General features: G+C 56.7%; 13 protein-coding genes and 1 tRNA gene. 10 read left to right on the top strand and 4 right to left on the bottom strand.

What is annotated here, in order from left to right; translation table 11 throughout:
• The first annotated feature begins 69 nt into the window (after positions 1 to 69).
• The 5 genes from ACR0MV_RS16110 to ACR0MV_RS16130 all read left to right on the top strand — a co-directional run bounded on the left by ACR0MV_RS16110 (position 70) and on the right by ACR0MV_RS16130 (position 4,731).
• Positions 70 to 996 carry a histone deacetylase family protein gene (locus tag ACR0MV_RS16110; RefSeq protein ID WP_480702807.1) on the top strand — a complete coding sequence of 309 codons (927 nt, stop codon included), beginning with the start codon at positions 70 to 72 and terminating at the stop codon, positions 994 to 996.
• Positions 993 to 1,235 (top strand): exodeoxyribonuclease VII small subunit, encoded by a 243-nt coding sequence (locus ACR0MV_RS16115; protein WP_058272726.1) that lies wholly within the window; start codon positions 993 to 995, stop codon positions 1,233 to 1,235. The genes ACR0MV_RS16110 and ACR0MV_RS16115 overlap by 4 nt, the downstream gene beginning before the upstream one ends.
• A complete protein-coding gene (locus ACR0MV_RS16120; RefSeq protein ID WP_480702808.1) occupies positions 1,236 to 2,102 on the top strand; it encodes a polyprenyl synthetase family protein in 867 nt (288 codons plus the stop codon).
• Between the two features lie 14 nt (positions 2,103 to 2,116).
• Positions 2,117 to 4,045, top strand: coding sequence for a 1-deoxy-D-xylulose-5-phosphate synthase (dxs, locus tag ACR0MV_RS16125; protein WP_480702809.1), 1,929 nt, complete (start codon positions 2,117 to 2,119; stop codon positions 4,043 to 4,045).
• A 260-nt stretch (positions 4,046 to 4,305) separates the two neighbouring features.
• A complete protein-coding gene (locus tag ACR0MV_RS16130; protein ID WP_480702810.1) occupies positions 4,306 to 4,731 on the top strand; it encodes a hypothetical protein in 426 nt (141 codons plus the stop codon).
• Between the two features lie 61 nt (positions 4,732 to 4,792).
• On the opposite strand, the gene ACR0MV_RS16135 is transcribed toward ACR0MV_RS16130, so the two are convergent.
• Positions 4,793 to 4,868, bottom strand: a tRNA-Thr gene (locus ACR0MV_RS16135).
• A gap of 175 nt (positions 4,869 to 5,043) precedes the next feature.
• Between ACR0MV_RS16135 and ACR0MV_RS16140 the strand changes: the two genes are divergently transcribed.
• Genes ACR0MV_RS16140 through arsB form a run of 4 tightly spaced genes read left to right on the top strand, consistent with a single transcriptional unit; the run spans position 5,044 to position 9,165 of the window.
• On the top strand, positions 5,044 to 5,877 hold the full coding sequence (locus tag ACR0MV_RS16140) for an arsenate reductase/protein-tyrosine-phosphatase family protein (RefSeq protein WP_480702811.1): 834 nt from the start codon (positions 5,044 to 5,046) through the stop codon (positions 5,875 to 5,877).
• Positions 5,874 to 6,872 (top strand): ArsJ-associated glyceraldehyde-3-phosphate dehydrogenase, encoded by a 999-nt coding sequence (locus ACR0MV_RS16145; RefSeq protein ID WP_480702813.1) that lies wholly within the window; start codon positions 5,874 to 5,876, stop codon positions 6,870 to 6,872. Before ACR0MV_RS16140 ends, ACR0MV_RS16145 begins: the two co-directional genes overlap by 4 nt.
• The gene (gene arsJ / locus ACR0MV_RS16150) at positions 6,869 to 8,134 is read left to right on the top strand and encodes an organoarsenical effux MFS transporter ArsJ (protein ID WP_480702814.1); all 1,266 of its coding nucleotides are present in this window, start codon (positions 6,869 to 6,871) and stop codon (positions 8,132 to 8,134) included. Before ACR0MV_RS16145 ends, arsJ begins: the two co-directional genes overlap by 4 nt.
• On the top strand, positions 8,131 to 9,165 hold the full coding sequence (gene arsB / locus ACR0MV_RS16155; protein WP_480702815.1) for an ACR3 family arsenite efflux transporter: 1,035 nt from the start codon (positions 8,131 to 8,133) through the stop codon (positions 9,163 to 9,165). Before arsJ ends, arsB begins: the two co-directional genes overlap by 4 nt.
• Here arsB and glf read toward each other — a convergent pair.
• The 3 genes from glf to ACR0MV_RS16170 are packed head-to-tail and all read right to left on the bottom strand — an operon-like array spanning position 9,162 to position 11,999.
• Positions 9,162 to 10,310 carry a UDP-galactopyranose mutase gene (gene glf, locus ACR0MV_RS16160; RefSeq protein ID WP_480702816.1) on the bottom strand — a complete coding sequence of 383 codons (1,149 nt, stop codon included), beginning with the start codon at positions 10,308 to 10,310 and terminating at the stop codon, positions 9,162 to 9,164. The genes arsB and glf overlap by 4 nt on opposite strands.
• A 1-nt stretch (position 10,311) precedes the next feature.
• Positions 10,312 to 11,202 carry a hypothetical protein gene (locus ACR0MV_RS16165; protein ID WP_480702818.1) on the bottom strand — a complete coding sequence of 297 codons (891 nt, stop codon included), beginning with the start codon at positions 11,200 to 11,202 and terminating at the stop codon, positions 10,312 to 10,314.
• Entirely contained in the window at positions 11,199 to 11,999 is an 801-nt protein-coding gene (locus ACR0MV_RS16170) for a glycosyltransferase family 25 protein (protein ID WP_480702820.1), read from the bottom strand. Before ACR0MV_RS16170 ends, ACR0MV_RS16165 begins: the two co-directional genes overlap by 4 nt.
• A 600-nt stretch (positions 12,000 to 12,599) precedes the next feature.
• On the opposite strand from ACR0MV_RS16170, the gene ACR0MV_RS16175 reads away from it, so the two are divergent.
• Positions 12,600 to 14,396 (top strand): ABC transporter ATP-binding protein, encoded by a 1,797-nt coding sequence (locus ACR0MV_RS16175; RefSeq protein ID WP_480702822.1) that lies wholly within the window; start codon positions 12,600 to 12,602, stop codon positions 14,394 to 14,396.
• Positions 14,397 to 14,649: the final 253 nt, after the last annotated feature.

The raw sequence follows: 14,649 nt of genomic DNA on the forward strand, positions 1-14,649 counted from the left end.
TTTAGCCGCTGCGCGGCGTTTTCATGCCTTCGGCGAAGGTATTTTTAGCCAGATGAAGATGGGATCCCGATGACAACCGCCCTTTTGACCCATGCCGATTGTCTTGGTCACGTGACGCCGCAAGGTCACCCAGAACGGGTGGCTCGGCTGGAGCATATTCTACATGCGCTTGAAGGCTTGGACCTGAAACGCGTGACGGCCCCAATGGCGGCGGATGACGATTTGCTGCGGGTGCACCCGGAAAGCCATATTCGCGATATTCGGGATAACAGACCCGAGGACGGTTTCGCGCAGATTGATGGCGACACGTTTATGTCACCGGGCTCTGTCGACGCGGCTTATCGGGCCGCGGGCGCAGCGGTTCGTGCGGTGGATATGGTATTGGGCGGAGAAGTTTCGAATGCCTTTTGCGCAATACGCCCGCCAGGGCATCACGCCGAAACGGATACGGCGATGGGGTTCTGCCTGTTCGGCAACGCGGCACTGGCGGCCAAGCATGCATTGGATCATCATGGGTTAAGCCGCGTAGCCGTGGTGGATTTCGACGTGCATCACGGAAACGGCACGCAGGATCTGCTTTGGGACGAACGGCGCGCACTGGTGATCACCAGCCAGCAGCTGCCGTTATGGCCGGGGTCGGGCCGCCCCGATGAGACAGGTGCCTATGAGACGATACTGAATATCCCTCTGGCCCCGGGGTCAGGTGGTGCGGAAATGCGTAAGGCATATGAGACGCAGGCCTTCCCGCGTCTGCGCGCTTTCAAACCGGAATTGATCATCATTTCGGCGGGGTTTGACGCCCATCAGGACGATCCGCTGGCCAATCTGAACTGGTCCACGGGCGATTTTGCCTGGGTGACGGCTGAGCTTTGTAAGATTGCCGATGAGCTGTGTCAGGGTCGTATCGTCTCGACTCTGGAAGGCGGGTATGATCTGAACGCACTTGCCGAGGCCACTCGTGCCCATGTGGAAGAACTGATGAAGGCAGCCCGATGACCGATACTCCTGTTGATCAGATGACATTCGAACAAGCGATGAAAGAGCTTGAGGCCGTTGTTGGCCAGCTGGAGCGTGGGGATGTGGCGCTGGATCAATCCATTGCGTTGTACGAGCGCGGTGCCGCGTTGAAAAAGCGCTGCGAAGATGAGCTGAAGCGGGCCGAGGAAAAAGTGGCGGCGATCACGTTGGACGCCAACGGGCAGCCAACCGGGACGACCCCTGTCGAAGGTCAGTAAATGTTCAAGGAAATTCTGGCGCAGGACGCCGCGCGGATTCAGGCCCAGTTCGATCTGGTTCTGAGCGCGCTGGACGATCTGGATGTGACCCGTGCGATGGCCTACGCCACGAAAGGCGGCAAACGGCTGCGTGGCTTTCTGGTACTGGAAAGCGCCAGGTTGCATGGCGTCGATCCTACGCAGGCGATCTGGCCCGCGACGGGGATCGAGGCGCTGCACGCCTATTCGCTGGTGCATGACGATCTGCCCTGCATGGATGACGACGATCTGCGGCGTGGGCGTCCGACTGTGCACATAAAGTGGGACGAAGGAACTGCCGTTCTGGCCGGGGATGCCCTGCAAACACTTGCCTTTGAGCTTTGTACGAGACCAGAGGTTGGAGTTGCCGAGGTGCGCGCGGAATTGGCTTTGACACTGGCCAAGGCCAGCGGGGCTCAGGGCATGGTTCTGGGTCAGGCGCTGGATATTGCCGCTGAAACGGCCGCCGACCCGTTGACATTGGAGCAGATCACCCAGCTGCAAGCCGGAAAAACCGGGGCCCTGATCGAATGGTCCGCCTGCGCGGGAGCGCGGCTGGCACAGGCCGATCCTGCCCCCTTGCGCCGATATGCCCAAGCGCTTGGACTTGCTTTTCAAATCGCGGATGACATCTTGGATGTTGAGGGCGATGCCGAAAAGGCCGGGAAGCGCCTGCAAAAGGATGCCGATGCGGGAAAGGCCACGTTTGTGTCTCTTCTGGGCCTGGACGCGGCCAAGGCGCGCGCCGCCCAACTGGTTGAACAGGCCTGTTCGGCACTGGATGGGTACGGCGCGCAGGCAGAAACCTTGAAGGACGCGGCCCGCTTCGTTATTGCCCGGGACAGCTAAGCCAGGAACGCCACATGTCTGACCGCCCGAACACGCCCTTGCTGGATCTTGTGAACCGCCCTGCGGATCTCAAGCAGTTTTCGGATGCGCAATTGCATCAGGTGGCACAGGAATTGCGGACCGAGACGATCTCGGCCGTTTCTGTCACTGGGGGTCATCTTGGCGCGGGTCTGGGCGTGGTTGAACTGACCACAGCACTGCATGCGGTGTTCGACACGCCGCGCGACAAGATCATCTGGGACGTCGGGCACCAGTGCTACCCGCACAAAATCCTGACCGAACGGCGAGATCGCATACGCACCTTGCGCATGAAAGACGGCCTAAGCGGCTTCACCAAGCGCAGCGAGAGCCCGTATGACCCGTTTGGCGCGGCTCATAGTTCCACGTCGATCAGCGCCGCGCTGGGTTTTGCCGTTGCCCGTGATCTGGGCGGTGTCACGCCCGAAGGTCTGGGTGACGCGATTGCAGTAATTGGCGACGGTTCGATGTCTGCGGGTATGGCCTTTGAGGCTATGAACAACGCGGGTCATCTAGGAAAACGGCTGATCGTCATTCTGAACGATAATGACATGAGTATCGCCCCGCCCGTCGGCGCTCTGTCCAGCTATCTGTCGCGGCTCTATACCGAGGCCCCCTTCCACGATCTGAAAGCCGCTGCCAAAGGCGCAGTGTCGTTGCTGCCGGAACCGTTCCGGGAAGGAGCCAAGCGCGCCAAGGAAATGCTCAAGGGCATGGCCATGGGCGGAACCTTTTTTGAAGAGCTGGGCTTTAGCTATATCGGTCCCATCGACGGCCACGATATGGACCAGTTGCTACCGGTTTTGCGCACAGTCAAGGCGCGGGCGACCGGTCCGATCCTGATCCATGTGTTGACGAAAAAGGGCAAGGGCTATGCCCCGGCCGAGCAGGCCCGCGACAAGGGCCATGCCACGGCGAAGTTCGACGTTGTCACGGGTGAACAAAAGAAAGCGCCGTCCAACGCGCCCTCATATACGTCTGTCTTTGGCAAAACGCTGGTTGAAGCGGCAGGTCGGGATGACAAGATCGTCGCCGTTACGGCTGCTATGCCTGATGGCACAGGCCTGAACCTGTTTGCCGAACGCTATCCCTCTCGCTGTTTCGACGTTGCGATCGCCGAACAACACGGGGTTACATTTGCCGCGGCTTTGGCGGCTGGGGGCATGAAGCCCTTCTGCGCCATGTATTCGACCTTCCTGCAACGCGGATACGATCAAGTTGTGCATGACGTCGCTATTCAGCGCCTGCCGGTGCGTTTTGCAATCGACCGCGCGGGTCTGGTCGGCGCAGACGGCGCAACGCACGCGGGATCTTTCGACATCGCCTATCTTGCCAACCTGCCCGGCATGGTCGTGATGGCCGCGGCGGATGAGGCCGAGCTGGTGCACATGGTGGCCACTGCCGCCGCGCATGACGACGGCCCGATTGCATTCCGCTACCCGCGCGGCGAAGGGGTTGGCGTTGACCTGCCGGAACAGGGTGAAATTCTTGAGATCGGCAAAGGACGTATCATTCAAAAAGGTGCGCGCGTAGCGCTGCTTTCCTTTGGGACACGTTTGGCCGAGGTGCAGAAAGCCGCCGAGGCCTTGGCCGCACGCGGGATCACCCCAACCATCGCAGACGCCCGTTTCGCCAAACCGCTGGATCGCGACCTGATCCTTGATCTGGCCGCCAACCACGAGGCTTTGATCACCATCGAAGAAGGTTCCATCGGCGGCTTTGGCAGCCATGTTGCACAGCTGTTGGCGGATGAAGGCGTGTTCGATCAGGGTCTCAAATACCGCTCGATGGTCCTGCCCGACATCTTTATCGATCAGGCCAGCCCTGCGGATATGTATGCCGTTGCCGGGCTGAATGCCGAGCAAATCGAGGCCAAGGTGCTGTCGGTTCTCGGTGTGGCCACCATCGGCGAGAAACGCGCTTAAAGCGCAAAGTTGAGAGCCCAGCGCAAGCCGCAACCTCTGCGTGGCAGCGACAGTGTGACCAACGCGCCTGCACGCAGTATCCAAGTCGTTGTGATCGAATGTTTTCTTCGGAAAGCCTCAGAATCCTTGGATTGGAAGTGAGTCCGCAGGAACACAGGGCGCATTCGCGTCCCGGCGCGCCATTCCTGCTGGCCTGCTTTTTTGGTAGAGATCAAGAAAACGAAAACTCCACCCTTTGAGCAGGCGGGCGGATGATACAAATGATGGCAGCGCTGGCGGCTCTCATACTGATGAGCGTTCCGGCAGCGTCAAAAGAGATACAGGTCGGCAATGATCGGGGCGGACGGATCGTGGATCGCATGGTCCAGATCGAAATTGCCAATCGGACCAAGGCACAGTTTCGGATCACCGGAGATTACTGCCATTCCAGCTGCACCATGCTGTTGGGGGCGGATGATGTCTGCGTGTCCCGCAAAACAGTGTTCGGTTTCCATGGTCCCCACCGCGCAAACCGCACGAAAATGACGGCAGATGAGTTCGACAGGAAAAGCGTTTCGCTGTCCAGTTACTATCCCAGTCCGGTCAAAAACTGGTTCATGACCAAAGCCAGATTCGCGGGCCCGAATGAGCTTATGTATGTTTCCGGCGAATATCTGATCGGGCTTGGCGTGAAAGAGTGTGCCTGAACGTTGAAGGCGCAGGGATCAGACGGGCAACCCGACTTGGCGTCAGTGATGTTTGGAATAATGGTGCCTCAAGAGGGACTCGAACCCCCGACCTTGTCCTTACGAAGGACCTGCTCTACCAGCTGAGCTATTGAGGCAAGCGAAGGCCCGTTTAAACCTTCGTTCGGATACACGCAAGTCTCGTTCTGCGCGAATTTCTAGTGCTAGTGCCTCATAGCAAACGGCGTCGGTATCCAATTTTCATTGTGAACTTTTTGTAACGGCGCCGATTGTGGGTTGCCGCTTGATCTTTATTTCAATATTTCATGAAATATGATAGAACAAATCACCGACCAACTGTCCATCCTGGGCCACCCGCAGCGCATTTCCGTGTTTCGCATGTTAATGCGACGGTTTCCTGACACTGTTCCGGCCGGAGAGCTGGCGGAGGAGCTTGGGATCAAGGCAAGCACCCTGTCGAACTACCTGAACGCGCTGCAGCGATCCGGGCTGGTGAAACAGGAACGGTCGGGGACGTCTCTGCTCTATTCGATTGAAATGAACAACGTGCAGCAAATGCTCGATTTCCTGATCGTCGATTGCTGCCGGGGTCGCCCTGATATCTGCATGCCCTTTTCCAAAGGAACTGAGACCATGACTGATCGGAAGTTCAACGTATTGTTTTTGTGCGTGGGCAATTCGGCCCGCTCGATCTTTGCCGAATCTCTGCTGCGTTCGCTGGGCAGCGATCGGTTCAACGTCTATTCCGCCGGGACACAGCCCGCATCCGAACTCAACCCATTCGCCGTGCAAGTTCTCAGCGACAAAGGACACGACACATCGGTGCTGCGGTCCAAGCATATGTCCGAATTTGCGGCACCCGGCGCGCCCGAGATGGATTTCGTGTTCACCGTCTGCAATCAGGCCGCGAACGAGGAATGCCCGGCTTGGGAAGGCCAGCCGATCAGCGGCCATTGGGGCATGCCCGACCCGGTCAAGGCCGACGGTACGGATGCCGAGAAAAGCCTCGCCTTTCAAAACGCTTACGGTGCGCTCAAGCGACGGATTGAGGCGTTTACGTCTTTACCGGTCGAAAGCCTTGATCGGATCGCACTTCAATCTGCTGTCGATGACATCGGCAGGACGTCTACCGAGGACCCGAAATGACTACTTACGCTGTAAACGGCCTTGGCCGCATGGGGAAACTGGCCCTCAAGCCGCTGCTTGAGAAAGGGGCGAAAATCGCCTGGATCAATGATGGCGTTGGCGACCCCGAGATGCACGCGCATCTGCTGGAGTTCGACACCGTGCACGGGCGCTGGGATGCCACGTTTGACCATGACGCCGACAGCGTCACGATCAATGGCACCCGCCTGCCATTTGTTGGTACCAAGGACCTAAACGAACTGCCACTGGACGGCGTCGGCGTGGTGATCGACTGCACCGGCGTCTTCAAGACCGAGGCCAAGCTGGCCCCCTATTTCGAGGCCGGCGTGAAGAAGGTTGTCGTATCGGCCCCAGTCAAAGATGGCCCGACCGCGAATATCGTCGTGGGCGTCAATGACGGCACCTATGATCCGGCTGTCCACCAGATCGTCACGGCGGCATCCTGTACCACCAACTGTCTGGCCCCAGTCGTCAAGGTGATCCACGACAATCTGGGTATTCGCCACGGGTCGATGACCACCATCCATGACGTGACCAACACGCAAACCATCGTGGACCGCCCCGCCAAGGATCTGCGTCGGGCACGGTCGGCTTTGAACTCGCTGATTCCGACCACCACGGGCTCGGCCACCGCGATCACTCTGATCTATCCTGAGCTCAAAGGGCGACTGAACGGCCATGCGGTTCGCGTGCCACTACTGAACGCCTCGCTGACCGATTGCGTTTTCGAAGTTGAACGCAAAACCACAGTTGAAGAAGTGAACGGGTTTTTCAAGGCCGCTGCAGAGGGCGAGCTGAAGGGAATTCTGGGCTATGAAACCCGTCCGCTGGTCTCGACCGATTACACCAATGACGAACGCTCTTCGATCGTGGATGCGCCCTCAACCATGGTGGTGAATGGCACGCAGGTGAAGATCTATGCCTGGTACGATAACGAGATGGGCTATGCGCATCGTCTGGTCGATGTGGCCCTGATGGTCGGTGCCTCGCTGTGACCGACCGGCCCGAAGGTTTGTCGGCCTATATCGCGGTTACGGCGGCCTATTGGGCCTTTATGCTGACCGACGGGGCCCTGCGTATGCTGGTGCTGTTGCACTTTCATACGATGGGGTTCTCGCCGGTGCAGCTGGCTTATCTGTTTGTCCTCTATGAAATCGCAGGCATGGGCACCAATCTGGCTGCCGGCTGGATCGCCGCGCGCTTTGGGTTGACGTCAACCTTGTATGCGGGCTTGGCGCTACAGGTCGGAGCACTTCTGGCCCTGACACAACTAGACCCTAACTGGGCTATTCCGGCCAAAGTGGTCTTTGTTATGATCATCCAGGGTGCCAGCGGTGTCGCCAAAGATCTGGCCAAGATGTCCTCGAAATCCGCCGTGAAACTGCTGGCCCCCGCGACGGGCGGCGGGCTGTTCCGCTGGGTCGCCGTGCTGACCGGGTCGAAGAACGCGGTCAAGGGCCTCGGTTTCCTTCTGGGCGCTGGCTTGCTTGCGACGGTGGGCTTTATGTGGGCGACGTTGGCTATGGCGATCGTTCTGGCGGTTATTCTGGTTGCCGTCTTCGTGTTGATGCCCCCCGGCTTGCCCAAAGGGCGCAAGGGCGCGAAATTCTCCGAAGTGTTTTCGAAATCATCCAACGTGAACTGGCTGTCGGCGGCGCGGGTGTTCCTGTTCGGCGCACGGGACGTGTGGTTCGTGGTCGGTATCCCGATCTATTTCTACGCCGTCCTCTCTGACGGCACCGAAGAAGGCAACCGCGCCACGTTCTTCATGATCGGCACCTTCATGGCCGTCTGGGTCATCCTGTACGGTGCCGTTCAGGCCAGCGCCCCGAAGATTTTACGCGCAACCGAACGCACAGAAGGTGAGCTGATCCACGCGGCGCGCAACTGGGCCGCCGCCCTGTTCTGCGTGCCTGCCGCATTGACGGTTGCAGTTCTGCTGTCCTCGGGTCCCGAACCGTGGCTGACCATCACCCTTGTCGTGGGCCTTTTAGCCTTTGGTGCCATCTTCGCGGTCAACTCATCGCTGCATTCCTACCTGATCCTGGCCTTCACCAGGTCCGAGCGTGTGACGATGGATGTGGGTTTTTACTACATGGCCAACGCAACGGGCCGCCTTGTCGGCACTGTCCTGTCCGGCCTGACATACCAGATCGGCGGGCTTGCCATGGTCCTAGGTACAGCAGCAATCATGGTCGCGCTGGCCGCCCTGACATCCGGCAAGCTGACCGATCAGCCGAATGAGGCGTATACATGAGCATTTTCGAACGGTACCTGACCGTCTGGGTCGCCCTTGCCATGGTTGGTGGCGTCCTGATCGGGTTGGCAGCCCCCGGTCTGGTTCAACTGGTCGCCTCGGCCGAAGTGGCCAGCGTCAATTTGGTGGTGGCCCTTCTGATCTGGGCCATGGTTTATCCAATGATGGTTGGTGTCGATTTTGGCGCCGTCGCAGGCGTTGCACGCCAACCCCGCGGGTTGATCGTAACATTGGTGGTCAATTGGCTGATCAAACCGTTCACCATGGCCTTTCTGGCGGTTCTGTTCTTTGACTACGTCTTCGCACCTTGGATCGAGCCTGCTGACGCGGCCCAATACACCGCCGGACTGATTCTGCTGGGGGCCGCCCCGTGCACCGCGATGGTGTTCGTCTGGTCGCAACTGACCAAAGGCGACGCGACTTATACGTTGGTGCAAGTGTCTGTGAACGACCTGATTATGGTGGTGGCCTTTGCACCCATCGTGGCTTTCCTGCTGGGTGTGACTGACATCCAAGTCCCTTGGCAGACCCTGGTTTTGGCAACTGTGCTCTATGTTGTGCTGCCCCTCATCGCCGGTTTGATCACCCGCAAGAAGTTTGGCTCGCAAGAGGCAATCGATGCCTTTTCTGCCCGCGTCAAACCCTGGTCGGTAATGGGGTTGATCGCCACCGTCGTCATCCTGTTCGGCCTGCAGGGCCAAACCATCTTGGCCAAACCACTGGTCATCGTACTCATCGCAGTACCGATCCTGATCCAAAGCTACGGCATCTTTGCCTTGGCCTACGGCGCGGCCTACGCCCTGAAAGTCCCCCACCGCATCGCCGCCCCCTGCGCAATGATCGGCACGTCCAACTTCTTTGAACTGGCCGTCGCCGTCGCCATTAGCCTGTTCGGACTGAACTCCGGTGCTGCGTTGGCTACGGTTGTGGGTGTTCTTGTCGAAGTCCCGGTGATGCTGTCGTTGGTTGCATTTGCCAATCGTACGCGGGCAAAGTTCCCGGAAACCGCAGCGTCTCCTAGCGCGCCCTAAAGAACCGGTGCAAAGAACGGTTTAAGCCGTTCTTTTTCAGAGATGGCCGCAACAACCGCCCGCGCCGAGTCCAGCGCCTCGCGAATTGTCACATCCATATCCAGATACCGGTACGTACCCAAGCGACCGACAAATGATACCTTCCGGGTCTTTTCAGCCAGGGCAACATACTCACCCAACAGCGCTTTTTCTTTCACCTGACGGATTGGGTAATAGGGAATATCGTCCGGGCCAGCGGCGCGGGAAAACTCGCGGTAGCACACTGATCCTTCGTGCGTTTCCCACGGAGCAAAGTGTTTATGCTCGGTGATGCGAGTGTAAGGGACCTCTTCCTCGCCATAGTTCATCACGGCGCAGCCTTGATAATCGCCGTCGTAGGTGAAGCGTTCAAAGTCCAGCGTACGATAGCCCAACCGCCCCAGTTCATAGTCGAAATAGCCGTCCAACGGACCGGAATAGAACACGTGGTCGAACTCATCGCCCATGCTGCGGTCGAACGTGGTGTTGAGCCTTACAGTGATCCCGGGATGGTCAAGGATACCGGCGATCATGTCGGTATAGCCGTTCTCGGGCATGCCCTGGAATTTGTGGAAAAAGTAGTTGTCGTCGTAGTTGAAGCGCACCGGCAGACGCTTGAGGATCGACGCCGGTAGCTCGGACGGGTGGCAGCCCCACTGCTTGATCGTGTAGCCTTTGAAAAACGCCTCATAAAGGTCACGACCGACAAACCGCATCGCTTGTTCCTCAAAGCTCTGCGGGTCGGTGATAGATGTATCGGCCTGTTCTTCGGTGATGAACACACGTGCCTCATCAGGGCGCATGGTCTTACCGAAGAATTGGTTGATCGTGTGCAGGTTCACCGGAAGCGAATAGACCTGACCCTGAGACGTGGTTTTGACCCGGTTCTTGTAGGGCAGGAAATTGGCGTAGCGGTTCACATAGCTCCACACCTCTTCGTCATCGGTATGAAAAATATGCGGCCCGTAGACATGAACCATGACGCCGGTATCGGCGTCCCGCTCGGTGTGGCAATTGCCGCCGATATGATCGCGACTGTCGACAACCGTGATCTCATGCCCTTGCTCGGCAAGCTCCCGGCCAATCACGGCACCTGACAACCCTGCCCCTACCATCAAAAAACGCATCTCAGGCACTTTCCTGTTTCAGCGCAATTGTCGTCATGTCGAGAGGCTTGATCAACTGCCGCCGAGCGATCTTGAATATGCCCGAACGCGCTTCGCTGGAACTGCGGAACTTCGGCAAGACTGACATCCAGGCCCGGCACATTCGCCAGCCTACCGGTAGACGCCCGGAAATTGGCTGCCCGCCCTGCAGAATCCCCGCAAAAACAACTGGAACCGTGCGGCGTGACAGATCGAACATCTCTTTCAGCGCCGCTTCTTCTTCTTCGGAGCTCAGATTGTTGGACGCCGCCATCGCCGCTTTGAGGTTCTTTCCGATGGGCCGCGTGTGGTGCATCGCGATTTCATCAAGAATGGCGGTTCTAAACGCGCCGGCCTCGGCCCAGCGGCACCAGATGTAGTCCAGGCCATATCCGCTCATCGTGCCCTGAAACAGCGGCAACGCTTTCTTCAGGATGTCCTTATGCAGACAGGGGGCCATGATCTCGATGTAGTTTGTGTAGCGCAGCACAAACCCCGGACATTGGCTGAACACGAAATGCGAGAAATAACTGTCCGGCGTCAGAGATGGCTGTGCAATGCGCAAACCATGGACCTGCATTGCACCAAATAGCGCGTTCACGTCTGCAGCTCCAATGTCCAGATCGTCGTCCGGCAACCAGTAATAGTCGTATCGCTCGAGATCGCGATAAGAAAGCGTTTTGTACAAGCCGTCCCATTTGCCACCTTTGACCAAAACGGCCTCGACGCCCGGTTCAGGCTTGAACGCGGCAAACGCCTCATCCGAGAAATAACTGATCAGAAGATCATAGGCACGATCTTCATAGGGAATTTCCTGCCACCGATGGTGCAATGAATTGTTGCCCGCACGGACAACCACAAGGCTTTTCTTCATACGCGGTTCCGAACCCGATTATCGGCCTGCATCAACGGGCCAAGCCCATCGATCATGTCCGGGTTCAACGGATGGCTCAACCGCCCATGGGTGAATTTGGCCTGATACATCAGGTTGCGCATAAATCTGGACAGAGGAGAGCCAGGTTTCGTGCGGCTTCGGCAATGGTCGATTGTGCTGCCAGCTTCTTCGCGTTCAGCAACCATTTGCTCGCTGAGCGTTAGAATCGGAACGTTGTGTTCCCAATAGAATTTCAGATCGATATCGATTGGCCGCGCGATACGTTCGCCAAGTGCCAACAACTGCGCCGCCGCACGGCGTCCGATGATATAGCCTGTGGTCCTGGGCGGGAGGTGATCCGACAAAACAAGGTCCTGGCCTCCGACCTTTTTGATCACTTGCCCGTTTCTCCTTGAGACACCGTCCAGCTTGATCATAACATCTTCGAAATGCGCGCCGCGTTCTGCAAGTTCTTCCAAAAATCCCCTAGGATCTTGCACAAATGTCGCGTCATCTTCCAGAACAAGCGTTACTGGATCTTGAGAGTCCGCAATCGCCTTCCAGATAAGACGGTGCCCAAGCGTACAGGCGACCTCGTTACGACTGAGCGGGCGTTTAAATTTGATACGGTTCATGTCCGCATCATAAAAACCCTTCAACTCAGAGGTGTTTATCTGTTCACCGGGGATCGCGTCGCAAAACTCGTGCTTAAGCCCGAGGCGATCAAACTCATAACCGCAGGAACGTCGACGTTCCACGTCGTCTGGCAGACTCAGAATGACAGCCTTGATCGACACTGCACTTTAACCATAAATCTTTTCATTGCGTTCCTATGGGCCGCGCGCCCCGAGCACAAGCAAAAATGAGCGATCCTTTTTTTCGTCACCTCGCAACGAGATCCCGCGGCAGATATCCGCTTAGAAACAACCAAAACACTGACACTCACCAAGTGGGGCCAAATAGAATTTAACCCTTATCGCAAGTATAACATATACATATCACAATGAAACCAGGAAGAAAGTCGTTTGACCCATCGCGAAGAGTATGAGCCTCCGCACCCCTTGCAACCCGATGTATGCCTAGTGCTTACCTATTGGCCAGAACAACTTGATTTGGGCGCCAAAAACTGTGTGCAAAGCGCCTACACAAGACTGAAGGCGACATCGTTGTGTTTCCCACCCGCGGTGCATTCAAGTTGGTAAAAGGACCTTTGCTTTGGCACCGTTGATCCTTTCGCCTTCTATCACTTGCACTATGCAAACAGAGTGACTACCTGCCTGACGCTCCATACATCCGATCGCATGGACAACTCTGTCGTGCCGTTTTATCTGCCCTTTAGGCCAAAACAATAATAGGGTAACTGAGCGAGCGCATGATTTCATGATCTGGAGAATTCGATGATTAAGCGTGCCTGGACCGAGTGGCGATCAGGCCATATGGGCCGCCTTATAACCGAGAGCTTTTTTGCCCAAGGTCCTCTTTACGCCGTTGCCATTGTTGCAATGATTGCAGTTGCTGCAACCACAGCCGGCTCTGCGTTCATGATGGAATATATTGTGGATGCAATGACCAGCCCCGAGATGCGGGACTGGGCAGTCGCTATCGCTCTAGGCGTTGTTCTCCTGTTTCTAACGAAGGCGGTCGCTTCTTACATTCAATCCATATACCTCGCGCGTGCAGGTAACCGGATCGTGGCGATGCAACAGGACCGAGTTTACCGAAAATTGCTGCGCCACGGCGTTTCCTTCTTTGCTGAAAACGAATCCTCCGACCTACTGATGCGGACCACCCATGGTGCGCAAGCTGCTCGAACGCTTATTGACGTTCTTGTCACAGGGTTTGTACGCGATGCCTTGACCTTGGTCGGGCTGGTCATTGTCATGGTGTACCAGCAACCCGTCTTATCGGTCATGTTTTTTGTCGTCGGCCCAATCGCTCTGCTAGGCGTGCGCTACCTACTAAAAAGCGTGCGATCGATTATGCAACAGGAGTTCAAGTCGCTGGCCGAAATTATCCGTGTTCTTCAGGAAACCTCTGCGGGCATCAGGGTGATCAAGGTTTTCTCGCTTGAGGACCGAATGATCAATCGTATGGAAACAGCCATCCTCAAGGTCGAACAACGGTCAAACGATATTGCGCGGTTGCAGTCCATTGCCAGCCCCCTGATGGAGTTTCTAGCCGGCTTGGCAGTTGCTGGCGTTCTTGTCGTTTCGACCCTTGGTATTGCGGGCACGGAACAACCTACAGCCGGTCAGTTAATGTCGTTTATTACCGCGCTGTTGATGGCTTACGAGCCAGCCAAGCGGCTATCACGAATGCGCGTTCAGATTGAGGCGGCGATGGTCGGCGTCGGAATGCTGTTCGGATTGCTGGATCAGGAAGACACGATGCCGGAAAGCCCGGAAGCGCGTGACCTCCTCGATGGGCCGGGCGAGATCGCTCTGCGCAACGTTACCTTTGGGTATCACGGCTCGATTCCGGTTATCGAAAACATGGACGTGACATTTGACGCTAGGAAGACGACGGCTTTGGTCGGTCAGTCGGGTGGGGGAAAGTCAACGATTTTTGGATTGATTATGCGGTTTTATGACCCCGATGAAGGCACCGTGGAAATCGATGGTCAAAACTTGCAAGAAGCCCGCTTTTCATCGCTCAGGCGCAAGATTTCATATGTTGGACAGGATACATTCTTGTTTTCGGCCTCTGTGATGGAAAACTTGCGCTGCTCGGCGCCGGAAGCAACAGACGAAGAGGTCATCGAGGCTGCAAAAGCTGCATATGCCCACGACTTTATTTGTGATCTTCCACACGGCTACGAGACACAGGTTGGCGAGAACGGCACGTTTCTGTCCGGCGGTCAGAAACAACGCATCGCCATCGCGCGCGCCGTACTGCGCAAAGCTGAGATTTTGCTGCTTGACGAAGCCACCAGTGCACTGGACGCGGAATCCGAGGCGCTTGTGAAATCGGCGTTGGACGCGTTGACCCAAAATATGACCGTGATTGTGATTGCGCACCGGCTTTCAACCGTTTTGGAGGCTGACAAAATCATGGTGGTCCAAGATGGCGCTGTGGTCGAACAAGGTAACCTCGATGAACTCATGCAACTCAATGGTCAGTTTCGAAATCTGTTCGATCAACAGTTCAAAAAACATGACTCTGCAGCCGAAGTAAAAATAGAAGCTACTGACTGATTGTGGAGAACACAGGTCAGTCTAGGGTAAGTTTTATTGTTTCGAATGCTGTTTGTTTGGAGAAGTGGCCTCATTTTTTGATCTGCGCGAGAATTTTGGCACCCGAAGTTGGAGGGCCTTATTGAGCCCTGGCGGTCAGCTTGTCTCAATCGACAAACATCATCTTGTTCATAGGCAAACCAGGGAGCAGGCGAAAAAATTCGCACATTCCAAAAATGATTAACAAAGGATGCAACGGCACTGTACGCACTAC

This window comes from Ruegeria sp. BC3 (assembly GCF_056539265.1).

What these genes read in the sequence shown, in the direction of transcription:
- ACR0MV_RS16110 (WP_480702807.1), top strand. Translation starts at nt 70, where the DNA reads ATGACAACCGCCCTTTTGACCCATGCCGATTGTCTTGGTCACGTGACG.
- ACR0MV_RS16115 (WP_058272726.1), top strand. Translation starts at nt 993, where the DNA reads ATGACCGATACTCCTGTTGATCAGATGACATTCGAACAAGCGATGAAA.
- ACR0MV_RS16120 (WP_480702808.1), top strand. Translation starts at nt 1,236, where the DNA reads ATGTTCAAGGAAATTCTGGCGCAGGACGCCGCGCGGATTCAGGCCCAG.
- dxs (WP_480702809.1), top strand. Translation starts at nt 2,117, where the DNA reads ATGTCTGACCGCCCGAACACGCCCTTGCTGGATCTTGTGAACCGCCCT.
- ACR0MV_RS16130 (WP_480702810.1), top strand. Translation starts at nt 4,306, where the DNA reads ATGATGGCAGCGCTGGCGGCTCTCATACTGATGAGCGTTCCGGCAGCG.
- ACR0MV_RS16140 (WP_480702811.1), top strand. Translation starts at nt 5,044, where the DNA reads ATGATAGAACAAATCACCGACCAACTGTCCATCCTGGGCCACCCGCAG.
- ACR0MV_RS16145 (WP_480702813.1), top strand. Translation starts at nt 5,874, where the DNA reads ATGACTACTTACGCTGTAAACGGCCTTGGCCGCATGGGGAAACTGGCC.
- arsB (WP_480702815.1), top strand. Translation starts at nt 8,131, where the DNA reads ATGAGCATTTTCGAACGGTACCTGACCGTCTGGGTCGCCCTTGCCATG.
- glf (WP_480702816.1), bottom strand. Translation starts at nt 10,310, where the DNA reads ATGCGTTTTTTGATGGTAGGGGCAGGGTTGTCAGGTGCCGTGATTGGC.
- ACR0MV_RS16165 (WP_480702818.1), bottom strand. Translation starts at nt 11,202, where the DNA reads ATGAAGAAAAGCCTTGTGGTTGTCCGTGCGGGCAACAATTCATTGCAC.
- ACR0MV_RS16175 (WP_480702822.1), top strand. Translation starts at nt 12,600, where the DNA reads ATGATTAAGCGTGCCTGGACCGAGTGGCGATCAGGCCATATGGGCCGC.